Raw genomic sequence first — 13734 nt, forward strand, 5'->3', positions numbered from 1 at the left:
AAACGAGACCGAAGCAAGCACAATTATGCACGTGATGGGCGTGGTGTGGCGTGAGTCACGCCACACTGCCACGGACCACCGGATCCGTACCCACAACCGGAGAAGCCCCGCCTCGCCATCGGTGCGGCGGGCAGGGGTCCCCGTATTCATATGATTCGGCTATGCGTTCCCATTCGAGAACGCGCGGACGCCGATACTTTGTGCGAATAGCCTGTGCGATCCCGAAGGGATTCCGATCATTCCTCGACGGCTGCTGTTTCGGCTTTCGCCGCCACACGTTCCAGCAACTCGTCGAGATCATATTGAGCGCGACCGGGACTGCCGTAGCGGGTGATCTTGCCGCGACTCGCCCATTTCCTGATGGTCGCCTCGGAAACACCGGCGGCCAGGGCCGCGAGTTGGGTCGGAACCAGCCGACTTCTGTGGCGCGGTGGCGGATTCATGCCGCATCCTCCGGGCGCTCGGATTGTGTCGCCGCCCCCGCGGTGCCGCGGATGTGGCGTGTCTGCTGAATCTGCCGGGAAAGCAGCAGCCATTGGTGCGGCTGCCAGGTGTGCCCCGCCGTGCAGCTCACTTCCCTGGTGCGCCGCCCGTCGCGAGCGGAGGGCGCCGTAGTCATGTCCGCGCCACAATCTGAGTGAATGCACTGCCCTAGATCGATGCGCAGCGCGGGCTGCGTGTACGCCGAACGCCGTGCCCTACGGGTGATGTCGGCGATCTCCTCCGCAAAATCGCCGGCCGTCTGGTGGGCGAGCAGCCAGTTCAGATGGCTGATCAGGAAGTCCGCCAGATGATCGGGCCGCCGGTGCGCGGGCCGGGTCACCGACCGCTCGTCGGCCACCATCGCCGACCAGGAGGCCAGGAACCCGATGATGCTGGAGCGGGCGGTTATCGCCGCCTCGTCCAGCCGGATCCCGGTCGACTGGCGGCTGCCGCTGACCCGTTGGAGCGTCGGATTTCGGCGCGGGTGCAGTACCGACTCGCAGTCGTCGTAGATCTCCGGCAGCTCCAGGAGGTTCGCCTTGAGATCGTGGTAGCACGTGGTGCAGAGCCGCAGCCCGGGAGCCGCGGTGCGTCGAGGTCGCGTGGCGTGCGGCATGGTGCCGCATTTCTGTCCCACACACAGAGATGAATTCATTTTCGTCACCTGATGGTCATGATGTCGGAAGGTGGCTGTCGCAGAGCGAACCCGCCGGACGGCCTGGTGACCGCGTGGCGCACGCCCCGCCAAGGACATGCCGAAGGACGTCATCGGTGCAGGTGAGCGACGTCGCGTCGGAACATGGCCGTGCGTCGGCTGCCGCTGATGGCAACCATCAGTGGCGACCGCTGGATCCGGAACCTGTCGACGTACTCCAGGCGCGAGGTACTGCTCGGAGCAACACGAACTACTCAGAGCAACGCCTGGACCATCTCAACGCCGTACTGATCGGGCCGGCGGATCGAGCTGCCGGACCGTGTCGCGCGAGCTGATGACGCCCGCGTTTCCGCGGACCTCAGGCCCGCGGGGCACACCCGTTCAGGGAGGCGTGCACCGTGAGGAGACTGCACATGTGTGGGAGATTTCCGGGCGCGCGAGTGACGTGGCATCGCCGAAGCGGGACGTCGTCGTCCGTGCCACGCGTGGTGGGGCCAGCCGACCGCTGATGCCGGTCCGGGCCTGGCCGGTCTCTGCGTACGCGCAGAGGCAGCCGACGGTTCCCCGGGCAGTGCCCGGAGCCGACGGCAGAGGAGCCGAGTTACCGCCGGTCATCCGTGGATGACCTGGAGAAACGCTCCTGCAGCGCCCTGTAGTGAACGGCCGCTCCACTGTGCCTGGTGTGCCCCGCCTTGACGGCGAGGTTACCGGCGAAGGGAAACGCCGTGGTGGCCACGATGAGTCCAGTTGGGCCTGTCGCGTTAAATCCGTGTTCATAACGATCCGGAACCCCCGCTCCCGAGTCATGTACTGGCTTACAGCATACGGATGTTCGCGTTTGGCAGGCGACGATACATGCAAACCCAGGAGCCGTCCACACCCGCTCTACCTGCGACGATCAAGCCACGGGCGGCTCTGACCGGCGCCTCATTGGCCGGGAAAGAAGCACGTAAAAACTGGCTACCCGGTTCCGTGACACCGCCGGGCCGGCCCACGCTCGCAATCACGTTCTGATGACGTGTCAGCCGGAGTGAGCATTTGTGACCGGAACTTCCGAAATGCTCGACGTACGGGTGCCGTAATGAAGATCGGGCCGCGCAAACTCCCTGGTGGCCAAGCGAAGTTGACATCCGCCGCCGGGGACTGTCACGATACTTTCGGCGGCCGAGGTATGCCCAGATCCGGCCTTGGAGCAGGGAGCTAACTCCCTGGATCCCTCTTTCGTGATCTTACCCGCGGCGTTACGCGTCCGCGTCGGCCCGCCGAACCACCCAGCCCCGTGAGCGCCTTGTCGCAGCGGGGCTTCGTCATGGACGCCCCCCGTACACCCGGGGGCCACCCTGACCGCCCGTCACCTGGCACCGCGAAAGGCCGGAAGGAGCCTGCGGCGCATGGACAGGATCGGCTTCGTCTTCCCCGGCCAAGGATCGCAGAAGGTGGGAATGGGGCTCGACCTCTCCGGAGAGTTTCCGGAACTGGTCGACACCTATTACCGCACCGCTGACGAGATACTTGGCCTTCCACTGTCACAACTGTGCTGGGAAGGGCCCGTGGAGGCCCTCCGGGACACCTCCATCACCCAGCCCGCCATCTTCCTGACCAGCCTGTGCACCTGGCAGGCCCTCCGGCCGCAGGGGCTCGCCCCCGACGTGGTCGCGGGCCACAGCCTCGGTGAGTACACGGCACTGGTCGCGGCGGGAATCCTCGAATGGACCGACGCGCTCCGGCTGGTACGGCTGCGCGGCACCCTCATGGCGGGCGTCAACGACCGCGTCCCCGGCGCGATGGCGGCCGTACTCGGCCTGCCGATCGAGGACGTCGAGAAGCTCTGCGCGCAGGCCGCCCAGGCCACCGGGCAGATCGTCGAGATCGCCAACGACAACGAGCACACGCAGGTCGTGGTCTCCGGCCAGGACGAGGCGGTGCGGTGGGCCATGGCGGCCGCCAAGGACGCCGGGGCCCGCCGCGCGGTGGCGCTCGATGTCGGCGCGCCCTTCCACTGCAGCCTGATGAGCGAGATCGAGGACGAGTTCTCGGCCGCGCTGGAGGCGGTCGAATTCCGGGACCCCGTCGTCGAGATGATCTCGTCGGTCACCGCGGAGCCGGTCAGCGACGGCGCCGAGGCCCGGCAGGTGCTCAGACGCCAGCTCACCGGCCGGGTGCGCTGGACCGACACCGTCACCCGGATGTCCGGCGCCGGAGTCGGCACGTTCATCGAGATCGGCCCCGGAAAGGTGCTCGGCGGTCTGTGCCGCCGGATCGCCCCCCAGGCCCAGGTGTTCGCGACATTCGATTCACGGCAGTGTGCCTCGACTCTCGAAGCGCTCGCTCTCGCAGGTGACCGGTCAGGTTCTTGACGACGCGTGCACGGACGGTGGGCCGAGTGCCGACGGGCCCGCGATGGCCGGATGTTGACGAGCAGTCCAACGAATCGATCAGGCCCAGGTCGTACGAGGACCTGAGCGTCACCAAGGGCGGACCCATGAGTCGGATAGACCTCCTGAAGCCTCATATACCAGCCCCCAGTGCGTCCCCAAACGTCCGTCGCCCCGAGACACGTACCGCTCATCCGGTACGAGGAGTGCCGAGGCCGTCCGTGAGCTGGCGGGTACTGGTCGTGGAACCGCACGCCGACGACGCGGAGTCCCTGGTACGGGGCCTGCGGCGGCACGGGCACGAAGTCGAGTCGGTCGGTACCGGCGGCGCCGCGCTGCGCAGTTACGAGGACGCGGACCTGGTACTGCTCGACCTCGACCTGCCCGACCTCGACGGACTCGAGGTCTGCCGCGGCATCCGGTCGGTCTGCGACGTGGCGGTGATCGCGGTCACCGCGCGCGGCACGGAACTCGACCGGGTGCTCGGCCTCCAGGCGGGCGCGGACGACTACCTCGTCAAGCCGTACGGGTTCCGCGAGCTGATGGCGCGGATGGACGCGGTGATGCGGCGGGCCCGGCCCGAACCTACGTCGGCGCGGGTCATCTCCTGCGGCGGGCTGCGGATCGACGCCGGGTCGCGCGAGGTGCGGCTCGACGGACGCCATATAGAGGTCACCCGCAAGGAGTTCGACGTCCTCTACTTACTGGCGTCGCACCAGGACATCGTCATCACCCGCAAGCGGCTGATGCAGCAGGTGTGGGGTGACTCCTGGTCGCGCCGCACCGTCGACACCCATGTCAGCAGTCTGCGCACCAAGCTGGGCGCCAAGGAGTGGATCGTCACCGTGCGCGGTGTCGGCTTCCGGCTCGGCCCGGCGCTCGACCGGTCCGGGTCCACGGCATGACGGCCGTGGACGCCGCGACCAGCACCTGCGAGGGCCATGAGTGCGCCGGGCGGCGGACCGACGGCCGCCACCCCGGGCGCGCGGCCGGCGGATACCGGCTGTGCACCGGGTGCCACCGCAGGCTGGCGCTCGGCATCAGGGTGCTGCCCGATCTCTACCGGGACTGCGAGCGGGTCCTCGGCGGCGCGTCCGCCAAGGGGCTGCGGGAGCGCACCAGCGGCGGCCCGCTGCCCGGGCTGCCGTTCAACCCCGCAGCCGCCGAAGCGCGCGCGGCGATCCTCGCGGTGCTCGGCTCGTGGAGCGGACTGGTCGCGCAGGAGCGACGGCTGGCGCCGCCCGAGCGCTCGATCACCCACCTGTCGGTGTTCCTGCTGCGGCATGCCGACTGGCTCGCCGCGCACCCGGCCGCGGCCGAGGCCACCCGCGAGGTGGCCCGGCTGGTGACCAGGGCGCGCCGGGTGGCGCACCCCGAACAGGTCCGCCGGATCGGCCTGGGCGGCTGTGTGGAGCCCGGCTGCGACGGGACCCTCTCCGCGACGGTGCGCACCGGCGCGCCGGCCGCGTACCCCACCGTGAGCTGCGACGCGGACCCGCGGCACGCCTGGGCCGGTCACCAGTGGACCGCGCTGCGCCGCCTGATGCCGCAGCACGCGGCCGCCGCACGGGGTGAGGCGGCCGCGACCGGCACCGCACCCGCGACCGGCACCGCACCCGCGACCGCGTCCGCACCGGCAGCCGCGACCGCACCCGCGGCCCCGGTGACCGCCGCCGCGACCGCCGTCGCCGAGCGCTGGCTCACCGCCGCCGACATCGCGCGGCTGTGGAGCACCCCGGTCGGCACCGTGTACCGCCTCGCCAGCGAACAGCGCTGGCGGCGGCGCCAACGGGCCGGCCGCACCTACTACTCGGAGGCCGACGCGCACGACTGCTTCAGCCGCCGCGCCGAGCGATCCCGCGGGGGCCGGACACCGGCCGCCCCGGGGCGCCGACCGTAGTTCCCCTCCCATCACAAGGAGCGAACATGCACAGCACGTTGATCGTGGCGCGCATGCTGCCGCAATCCGCGGAGGAAGTGGCCAAAATCTTCGGCGACTTCGACCAGACCGAGATGCCCGGTCTGATGGGCACCCGACGCCGGGAGCTCTTCTCCTACAACGGCCTCTACTTCCACCTGCAGGACTTCGACTCGGAGCACGGCGGGTCGGCCATCGAGCAGACCAAGACCCACCCGCGCTTCATTCAGATCAGCGACGACCTGAAGCCCTACATCGAGGCCTACAACCCGGCGACCTGGCGGTCCCCGGCCGACGCGATGGCCACGCGTTTCTATCACTGGTCCTCCACGGCTGAGTGACCGACTTCTTCCCGAAGGGAGCGGCGTCCACATGGGGCGGCGAGTGGTGATAACCGGTATTGGGGTCGTAGCGCCGGGGGGTGTCGGCGTGAAGGACTTCTGGAGTCTGCTGAGCGACGGCCGGACCGCGACCAGAGCGATCACGTTTTTCGACCCCACCCCGTTCCGGTCCCGCGTGGCGGCCGAGGTCGACTTCGACCCGGAGGCACTGGGACTGAGCCCGCAGGAGATCCGCCGGATGGACAGGGCCGCGCAGTTCGCGGTCGTCACCGCGGCGGAGGCGGTGGCGGGCAGCGGACTGGAGACCGACGATATTGATCCTTACCGCACCGGCGTGACCGTCGGCAGCGCGGTCGGCGCCACCATGGGCCTGGACCAGGAGTACCGCGTCACCAGTGACGGCGGGCGCCTGGACCTCAACGACCACCGGTACGCGGTACCGCATCTGTACGACTACCTGGTGCCCAGCTCGTTCGCGAGCGAGGTCGCCTGGTCGGTGGGCGCCGAGGGACCGGCAACCGTCGTCTCGACCGGCTGCACCTCGGGGCTCGACTCGGTGGGCTACGCGACCGAGCTGATCCGCGAGGGCAGCGTCGACGTGATGATCGCGGGCGCCACCGACGCCCCGATCTCACCGATCACGGTGGCCTGCTTCGACGCCATCAAGGCGACCACCTCGCGCAACGACGACCCGGAGCACGCCTCCCGGCCGTTCGACAAGTCCCGCAACGGGTTCGTCCTGGGCGAGGGCTCGGCGATGTTCGTGCTGGAGGAGTACGAGCGGGCCAAGGCGCGCGGCGCGCACATCTACGCCGAGATCGCCGGCTACGCGACCCGTTCCAACGCCTTCCACATGACGGGACTGCGGCCCGACGGGCTGGAGATGGCCGAGGCCATCCGTACCGCACTGGACGAGGCGCAGATCAACCCCGACCAGATCGACTACGTCAACGCCCACGGCTCCGGGACCAAGCAGAACGACCGCCACGAGACGGCGGCCGTCAAGCGGATCCTCGGCGACCACGCCTACCGGACCCCGATGAGCTCCATCAAGTCGATGGTCGGGCACTCGCTCGGCGCCATCGGCTCGATCGAGATCGCCGCGTCCGCGCTGGCCATCGAGAACAACCTGGTGCCCCCGACGGCCAATCTGCACGAGGCCGACCCGGAGTGCGACCTGGACTACGTACCGCTCAAGGCCAGGGAGTGGACGACCGACACCGTGCTGACCGTCGGCAGCGGCTTCGGCGGCTTCCAGAGCGCGATGGTGCTGCGGAGGGTGGCATGAGCACTTCCGTAGTGGTCACCGGCATCGGCGTCACCGCGCCCAACGGGCTCGGCACCGACGACTTCTGGAGCGCCACCCGCGAGGGGCGCAGCGGCATCGGACCGGTCAAGCGGTTCGACGCCAGCGGCTACCCGTCCAAGCTGGCGGGCGAGGTTCCCGGCTTCGTCGCCACCGACCATCTGCCGGGACGGCTCATCCCGCAGACCGACCACATGACCAGGCTCGCCCTGGTCGCGGCGGACTGGGCGCTCGCCGACGCGGGCGTCAAGCTCGACGAGTGGCGGCAGTTCGACATGGGCGTGATCACCGCCAGCTCCTCCGGCGGCTTCGAGTTCGGCCAGAACGAACTGCAGAAGCTGTGGAGCAAGGGCGGCCAGCACGTCAGCGCGTACCAGTCCTTCGCCTGGTTCTACGCGGTCAACACCGGCCAGATCTCCATCCGCAACGGCATGCAGGGCCCCAGCGGTGTCGTCGTCTCCGACCAGGCGGGCGGCCTGGACGCCGTCGCGCAGGCCAGGCGGCAGGTCCGCAAGGGCAGCCGGCTGATCGTCTCCGGCGGCGTCGACGGCTCGATCTGCCCCTGGGGCTGGATCGCGCAGGTCGCCGCCGGGCGGCTGAGCACCAGCGACGACCCGGCCACGGCGTACCGGCCGTTCGCCGCCGACGCCGAGGGCTATGTCCCCGGTGAGGGCGGCGCGCTGCTGATCGTCGAGGACGCGGCCTCCGCACGCGAGCGCGGCGCCCGGATCTACGGCGAGATCGCGGGCTACGGCTCGACGTTCGACCCCAGGCCGGGCAGCGGACGCGAGCCGGGGCTGCGGCGGGCGATCGACACCGCGCTGGCCGACGCCGGTCTGACGGCGGCCGACATCGACGTGGTGTTCGCCGACGCCGCCGCCGTACCCGAACTGGACCGCGTCGAGGCCGACGCCATCAACGCGGTCTTCGGCCCCCGAGGGGTCCCGGTCACCGCGCCCAAGACGATGACCGGCCGGCTCTACTCCGGGGCCGCCTCGCTCGACACGGCCGCCGCGCTGCTGTCGATACGGGACGGGGTCATCCCGCCCACCACCAATGTCGCGCCCGCCGACGAGTACGGCCTGGACCTCGTACTCGACCGGCCCAGGGCGGCGACGGTCGACGCGGCCCTGGTCATCGCCCGGGGCTACGGCGGCTTCAACTCAGCGATGGTCGTGCGCCGGGTCGCCAAGTGACCCCGTCGCGGACCACCACACTCAGGGAAGGGGCCGAGATGGCCGGACAACTCACGATCGACGACCTCAAGCGCATCCTGCGGGAGGCCGCCGGCCAGGACGAGACCATCGACCTCGACGGCGACATCCTCGACACGAGCTTCGAGGACCTCGGCTACGACTCGCTGGCACTGCTGGAGACCGGCAGCCGGATCGAGCGCGAGCACGGGATCGAGCTGGAGGACACCTCGGTCACCGTCGTCGAGACCCCGCGGGCGCTGCTCGCGGTCGTCAACGAGCAGCTCGCCGCGGAACGCGCGGCCTGAGCCGCCGCGAACTCCCCCCACGCGGTGCCGCCGCCGTGCTCCCGAGGCGCGGCGGCGGCGCCGGACCAGCACGCACGCACACCAGCACGCACACGCATTCAGGCGTGACATCAAGCGGATTCGAGCGGTACCGAGTCGGAGGAGTAAGGCATGTCGACAGAGGGGCAGCGGGTCGCTCTCGTCACCGGGGCCACCAGCGGAATCGGGCTCGCCGTCACCAGGGCGCTGGCCGCGCAGGGGCACCAGGTGTTCATCTGCGCGCGCACCGCGGAGAGCGTGCAGGTGACCGTCAAGGAACTGCGGGACGAGGGCCTGGACGTCGACGGCACCGCCTGCGACGTCAAGTCCCCGGCCGACATCAAGGCGTTCGTGCTGGCCGCCGTCGAGCGGTTCGGCCCGGTGGACGTCCTGGTGAACAACGCCGGGCGCAGCGGCGGCGGCGTCACCGCCGACATCGACGACGACCTATGGTTCGACGTCGTCAACACCAACCTCAACAGCGTCTTCCTGATGACGCGCGAGGTGCTCAACACCGGCGGGATGCGTTACCGCGACCGCGGCCGGATCATCAACATCGCCTCCACCGCGGGCAAGCAGGGCGTCGTGCTCGGCGCCCCGTACTCGGCCTCCAAGCACGGCGTCGTGGGCTTCACCAAGGCGCTGGGCAACGAGCTGGCGCCGACCGGCATCACCGTCAACGCGGTCTGCCCCGGCTATGTCGAGACCCCGATGGCGCAGCGCGTCCGGCAGGGCTACGCGGCCGCCTACTCGACCTCCGAGGGCGAGATCCTGCAGAAGTTCCAGTCGAAGATCCCGCTCGGCCGCTACTCCACGCCCGAGGAGGTCGCCGGTCTGGTCGGCTATCTGGCCACCGACACCGCCGCCTCGATCACCGCACAGGCCATCAACGTCTGCGGCGGCCTCGGCAACTTCTGAGACCCACGGATTTCCGACCTACTCGCGTGAGGGGAACGAGCATGTCGCAGATAGGCCACCGCGAGGTGGAACACGAGATCACGGTGAACGCGCCGGCCGCCGCGGTCTACCGGCTGATCGCCGAGGTGGAGAACTGGCCGCGGATCTTCCCGCCGACCGTCTTCGTCGACCACGTGGAGCGCTCCGACAACGAGGAGCGGATCCGTATCTGGGCCACCGCCAACGGCGCGGCCAAGAACTGGACGTCGCGCCGGGTGCTCGACCCGGTCGCGCGGCGGATCGAGTTCCGCCAGGAGGTCTCCGCCCCGCCGGTCGCCGCGATGGGCGGCACCTGGGTGATCGAGCCGGTCTCCGACACCGAGTCGCGGGTGCGGCTGCTGCACGACTACCGGGCGATCGACGACGACCCCGAGGGCCTGGCCTGGATCGACGAGGCGGTGGACCGCAACAGCCGCTCCGAGCTCGCGGCACTGAAGACCAACGTGGAGCTGGTCGTCGGCTCGGCCGACGAGCTGCTGCTCTCCTTCGCCGACACCGTCCGTATCGACGGCTCGGCCAAGGACGTCTACGACTTCATCAACGACGCCCACCTGTGGAAGGAGCGGCTGCCGCACGTGGCCAGGGTCTCGCTGGAGGAGGAGACGCCGGGGCTGCAGATCCTGGAGATGGACACCCTCACCAAGGACGGCTCCTCGCACACCACCAAGTCGGTGCGCGTGACCTTCCCGCACAACAGGATCGTCTACAAGCAGATCACGGTGCCCGCGCTGATGACGCTGCACACCGGCTACTGGCTATTCGAGGAGGACGGCGACGGCGTCCTTGCCACCTCCCAGCACACCGTGGTGATCAACACCGAGAACATCACGAAGATCCTGGGCGAGGACGCCGGTGTCGCCGAGGCGCGGACCTTCGTCCAGAACGCGCTGAGCACCAACAGCCGCGCCACGCTGGGCCACGCCAAGGACTACGCCGAAGGCCGGCACTGACATGGACACCCAGGTCATCATCGTCGGCGCCGGCCCCGTCGGACTGATCCTGGCCGGCGAACTCCGGCTCGGCGGGGCCGAGGTGATCGTGCTGGAGCGGCTGGCCGCACCCACCACCGAGTCCCGGGCCTCCACCCTGCACGCCCGCACCATGGAACTCCTCGACCAGCGCGGTCTGCTGGACGGTCTGGGCACGGTGCCGAACGACCCGATGGGCCACTTCGGCGGACTGCCCCTGGACCTGACGGAGCCGACCACCCGCTGGCCGGGCCAGTGGAAGGTCCCGCAGGCGCGGGTCGAGGAGCTGCTGGCCGAGTGGGCCACCGGGCTCGGCGCGGTGGTCAGGCGCGAGCACGAGCTACTCGGCCTGACCACCTCCGACGACGGCGTCGAGGTCGAGGTGGCCACCCCGGACGGGGTCACCCGGCTCAGCGCCGCCTATCTGGTCGGCTGCGACGGCGAGGACAGTACGGTCCGCACCCTGGCCGGATTCGACTTCCCCGGTTCCGACGCCACCAAGGAGCTGCTGCGCTGCGACGTGCTGGGGCTCGACATCCCCAACCGGCGCTTCCAGCGGCTGCCGAACGGTGTCGCCATCGCGGCCACCCGCGACGGCGTGACCCGTGTGATGGTCCACGAGTTCGGCCGCGAGGTCCGGCCGCGCACCGGCGACCCGGAGTTCGCCGAGATCGCCGCGGTCTGGGCCCGGGTCACCGGCGAGGACATCAGCGGTGGCACGCCGACCTGGCTGAACGCCTTCGGCAACACCAACCGGCAGGCGGCCTCGTACCGCCAGGGGCGGGTGCTGCTGGCGGGCGACGCGGCGCACCGGCAGATGCCGGTCGGCGGCCAGGCGCTCAACCTCGGCCTGCAGGACGGGGTGAACCTCGGCTGGAAGCTGGCGGCGGAGGTGACCGGACGCGCGCCGGCCGGACTGCTGGACAGCTACCACACCGAGCGGCACGCGGTCGGCCGGCGGGTGCTGTCCAACATCGAGGCGCAGACGGTCATCCTCTTCGGCGGCCAGGAGGCCGAGTCGGTCCGCGCCACCACGGGCGAGCTGATCAGCGGCATCCCGGTAGTCCGCGGCCACTTGGCGGGGATGATCAGCGGCCTCGACATCCGCTACGAGGGCAACGGGGAGCCGTTGACCGGCGGCCGTGTGCCGCACATCGAACTCGGCACGGACTCCGGGCCGTCCAGCACCACCGCGCTGCTGCGAACCGGCCGCGGAGTGCTGCTCGACCTGTCCGGCGACGCGAAGCGCCGGGCGAAACTCGCGGCCACCGCCGCGCGCTGGAAGGACCGCGTCGACCTGGTGACGGCCGAACCCGCCACCGGCACGGTCCTCGAAGGGCACAAGACCGTACTGCTGCGGCCGGACGGCTACGTCGGGTGGGCCTCGGCCCGCGCCACCGACCCCGCCCCGGCCCTCAAGCGCTGGTTCGGCGCTGAAGGCGCCCCCGATACACAGACGTCGGTTCGAGCAGAGAGGGGCGCCTCCATGCCCAGCAAGGCCAAGGCAGTTGTTCCGGTGATGAGATCGGCCGAGACCCAGAACTGCGACGTCCTGGTGATCGGCTCCGGCCTCGCCGGGTCCGTGAGTGCCGCGATCCTCGCCCGCCAGGGCAAGAAGGTCGTGATGGTCGACGCCGCCACCCACCCGCGGATGGCGATCGGCGAGTCGATGACCCCGCAGCTCATCGAGTGGCTGCACATCCTGTCGGTGCGGTTCGACATCCCCGAGCTCCACCACCTGCTGGACTACCGGTCGGTGGCCAAGCACATCGGCCCGACCTCCGGCCGGAAGCAGAGCTTCGGCTTCGTCAAGCACGACGTCGGCAAGGAACCCGACCCGCGCGAAGCCACGATGTTCGTCATCCCCAAGGCGCTCACCCAGGCCAGCCACCTGTTCCGGCAGGACACCGACACGTACTACTTCCACGTGGCCGCCAAGTACGGCACCACGACCCGGCAGAACTGGCGGGTCGCGGACCTGGACTTCGACGACGACGGGGTGACGGTCACCGGCCAGAACGGCGAGGTCTTCCGGGCCCGCTACCTCATCGACGCCAGCGGCTTCCGCTCGCTGCTCGCCGAGAAGATGGACCTGCGCGAGCAGCCCGCGCGCTTCAAGCACCACGCCCGCTCGATGTTCACGCACTACATCGGGATCAAGCCGTTCGACGAGGTGAGCCACCACCCGGAGAGCCTGCGGCCGCCCAAGCGCGCGCAGTGGAACAACGGCACCCTGCACCACCTCATCGAGCGCGGCTGGTTCTGGATCATCCCGTTCAACAACCACAAAGACGCGAAGAACCCGATGTGCAGCATCGGCCTCACCATCGACGAGCGCACGTACCCCAAGCCGAAGGACATCACCCCGGAGCAGGAGTTCAACCAGTTCCTGGACAAGTACCCGGCGGTGAAGCGGCAGTTCGACGGCGCCAAGCGGGTACGGGAGTGGGTCTCGACCGACCGGCTGCAGTACAGCTCCAAGCAGTCCATCGGCTACCGCTGGTGCCTGATGTCGCACGCGGCCGGCTTCCTCGACCCGCTGTACTCGCGCGGCCTGTCCAACACCTTCGAGGTCGTCTACTCGCTGATGGCGCGGCTGCTGCCGGCCCTCGACGACGACGACTTCTCGGTGGAGCGCTTCGAGTACGTCGACCAGCTCGAGCGCGGCCTGCTGCACTACAACGACGAGCTGGTCAACAGCTCGTACATCTCCTTCAGCCACTTCCGGCTGTGGAACGCGGTCTTCCGGGTCTGGGGCGGCTTCGTCACCCCCGGGGTGATGCGGCTGACCCGTGCGCGGGTCAACTACACGCTCACCCGCGACCAGTCGCACCTGGAAGAGCTGGAGAACGTGCCGTACCCCGGTCTGTGGTGGCCGCTGCCCGAGGTGCGCGAGATCGTCGAACTCACCGCGGAGGTCTGCGAGAAGTACGAGGCCGGTGACATGGACGGCGACACCGCCGCCGACATGATCTTCGACAAGCTCAACCGCTGCGAGCTGCTGAACCCGGCCTTCGGCTGGCGGGACCCGGAGGACACCCGGATCATCGCGCCCACCACGGCGACGATGGCGAAGTTCATGTACTGGGCCATCCGCAAGGCGCCGCCGGAGATGCGCGACCTCGGCGCCACGCTGCTCAGCGGCAGCATCCGGGCCGGCATCAAGGGCAAGAAGGTGCTCTGAGCCAGGTGCTCCGAGCTTTTGAACCGCT

At 69.7% G+C, this 13734-nt stretch carries 12 protein-coding genes; 10 read left to right on the forward strand and 2 right to left on the reverse strand.

Going from position 1 to position 13734, the window contains the following annotated elements; translation table 11 throughout:
- Positions 1-236: 236 nt before the first annotated feature.
- Both AB0M29_RS21530 and AB0M29_RS21535 read right to left on the reverse strand, forming a co-directional pair.
- Positions 237-443 (reverse strand): hypothetical protein, encoded by a 207-nt coding sequence (locus AB0M29_RS21530; RefSeq protein ID WP_365384772.1) that lies wholly within the window; start codon positions 441-443, stop codon positions 237-239.
- Positions 440-1138, reverse strand: a complete 699-nt coding sequence (locus tag AB0M29_RS21535; RefSeq protein WP_365384774.1) for a hypothetical protein — start codon at positions 1136-1138, stop codon at positions 440-442. Before AB0M29_RS21535 ends, AB0M29_RS21530 begins: the two co-directional genes overlap by 4 nt.
- A gap of 1391 nt (positions 1139-2529) precedes the next feature.
- Between AB0M29_RS21535 and fabD the strand changes: the two genes are divergently transcribed.
- From fabD to AB0M29_RS21585, 10 genes are all read left to right on the forward strand, one after another.
- Complete coding sequence (gene fabD / locus AB0M29_RS21540; protein ID WP_365384776.1) at positions 2530-3495, forward strand: ACP S-malonyltransferase; 966 nt, start codon at positions 2530-2532, stop codon at positions 3493-3495.
- Positions 3496-3734: 239 nt separating this feature from the next.
- A complete protein-coding gene (locus AB0M29_RS21545; protein WP_365384777.1) occupies positions 3735-4418 on the forward strand; it encodes a response regulator transcription factor in 684 nt (227 codons plus the stop codon).
- Positions 4415-5413, forward strand: coding sequence for a hypothetical protein (locus AB0M29_RS21550; protein WP_365384779.1), 999 nt, complete (start codon positions 4415-4417; stop codon positions 5411-5413). The genes AB0M29_RS21545 and AB0M29_RS21550 overlap by 4 nt, the downstream gene beginning before the upstream one ends.
- A gap of 26 nt (positions 5414-5439) precedes the next feature.
- On the forward strand, positions 5440-5772 hold the full coding sequence (locus tag AB0M29_RS21555) for a TcmI family type II polyketide cyclase (protein WP_365384781.1): 333 nt from the start codon (positions 5440-5442) through the stop codon (positions 5770-5772).
- Between the two features lie 31 nt (positions 5773-5803).
- A complete protein-coding gene (locus tag AB0M29_RS21560) occupies positions 5804-7060 on the forward strand; it encodes a beta-ketoacyl-[acyl-carrier-protein] synthase family protein (RefSeq protein ID WP_365384783.1) in 1257 nt (418 codons plus the stop codon).
- On the forward strand, positions 7057-8274 hold the full coding sequence (locus tag AB0M29_RS21565; protein WP_365384785.1) for a ketosynthase chain-length factor: 1218 nt from the start codon (positions 7057-7059) through the stop codon (positions 8272-8274). Before AB0M29_RS21560 ends, AB0M29_RS21565 begins: the two co-directional genes overlap by 4 nt.
- A gap of 38 nt (positions 8275-8312) precedes the next feature.
- A complete protein-coding gene (locus tag AB0M29_RS21570; protein ID WP_365384787.1) occupies positions 8313-8579 on the forward strand; it encodes an acyl carrier protein in 267 nt (88 codons plus the stop codon).
- A gap of 150 nt (positions 8580-8729) precedes the next feature.
- Complete coding sequence (locus AB0M29_RS21575) at positions 8730-9515, forward strand: 3-oxoacyl-ACP reductase (RefSeq protein WP_365384789.1); 786 nt, start codon at positions 8730-8732, stop codon at positions 9513-9515.
- Positions 9516-9556: 41 nt separating this feature from the next.
- Positions 9557-10504 (forward strand): aromatase/cyclase, encoded by a 948-nt coding sequence (locus AB0M29_RS21580; protein WP_365384791.1) that lies wholly within the window; start codon positions 9557-9559, stop codon positions 10502-10504.
- A gap of 1 nt (position 10505) precedes the next feature.
- Positions 10506-13706, forward strand: a complete 3201-nt coding sequence (locus tag AB0M29_RS21585; protein ID WP_365384793.1) for an FAD-dependent monooxygenase — start codon at positions 10506-10508, stop codon at positions 13704-13706.
- Positions 13707-13734: the final 28 nt, after the last annotated feature.

It is taken from the genome of Streptomyces sp. NPDC051976, assembly GCF_040680795.1.
In the GTDB taxonomy this organism is placed as follows: domain Bacteria; phylum Actinomycetota; class Actinomycetes; order Streptomycetales; family Streptomycetaceae; genus Actinacidiphila.

Excerpts from the sequence above, each read along its gene's own strand:
- AB0M29_RS21570 (WP_365384787.1), top strand. The coding sequence starts at position 8,313 with ATGGCCGGACAACTCACGATCGACGACCTCAAGCGCATCCTGCGGGAG.
- AB0M29_RS21550 (WP_365384779.1), top strand. The coding sequence starts at position 4,415 with ATGACGGCCGTGGACGCCGCGACCAGCACCTGCGAGGGCCATGAGTGC.
- AB0M29_RS21535 (WP_365384774.1), bottom strand. The coding sequence starts at position 1,138 with ATGAATTCATCTCTGTGTGTGGGACAGAAATGCGGCACCATGCCGCAC.
- AB0M29_RS21575 (WP_365384789.1), top strand. The coding sequence starts at position 8,730 with ATGTCGACAGAGGGGCAGCGGGTCGCTCTCGTCACCGGGGCCACCAGC.
- fabD (WP_365384776.1), top strand. The coding sequence starts at position 2,530 with ATGGACAGGATCGGCTTCGTCTTCCCCGGCCAAGGATCGCAGAAGGTG.
- AB0M29_RS21585 (WP_365384793.1), top strand. The coding sequence starts at position 10,506 with ATGGACACCCAGGTCATCATCGTCGGCGCCGGCCCCGTCGGACTGATC.
- AB0M29_RS21530 (WP_365384772.1), bottom strand. The coding sequence starts at position 443 with ATGAATCCGCCACCGCGCCACAGAAGTCGGCTGGTTCCGACCCAACTC.
- AB0M29_RS21580 (WP_365384791.1), top strand. The coding sequence starts at position 9,557 with ATGTCGCAGATAGGCCACCGCGAGGTGGAACACGAGATCACGGTGAAC.
- AB0M29_RS21555 (WP_365384781.1), top strand. The coding sequence starts at position 5,440 with ATGCACAGCACGTTGATCGTGGCGCGCATGCTGCCGCAATCCGCGGAG.
- AB0M29_RS21560 (WP_365384783.1), top strand. The coding sequence starts at position 5,804 with ATGGGGCGGCGAGTGGTGATAACCGGTATTGGGGTCGTAGCGCCGGGG.
- AB0M29_RS21565 (WP_365384785.1), top strand. The coding sequence starts at position 7,057 with ATGAGCACTTCCGTAGTGGTCACCGGCATCGGCGTCACCGCGCCCAAC.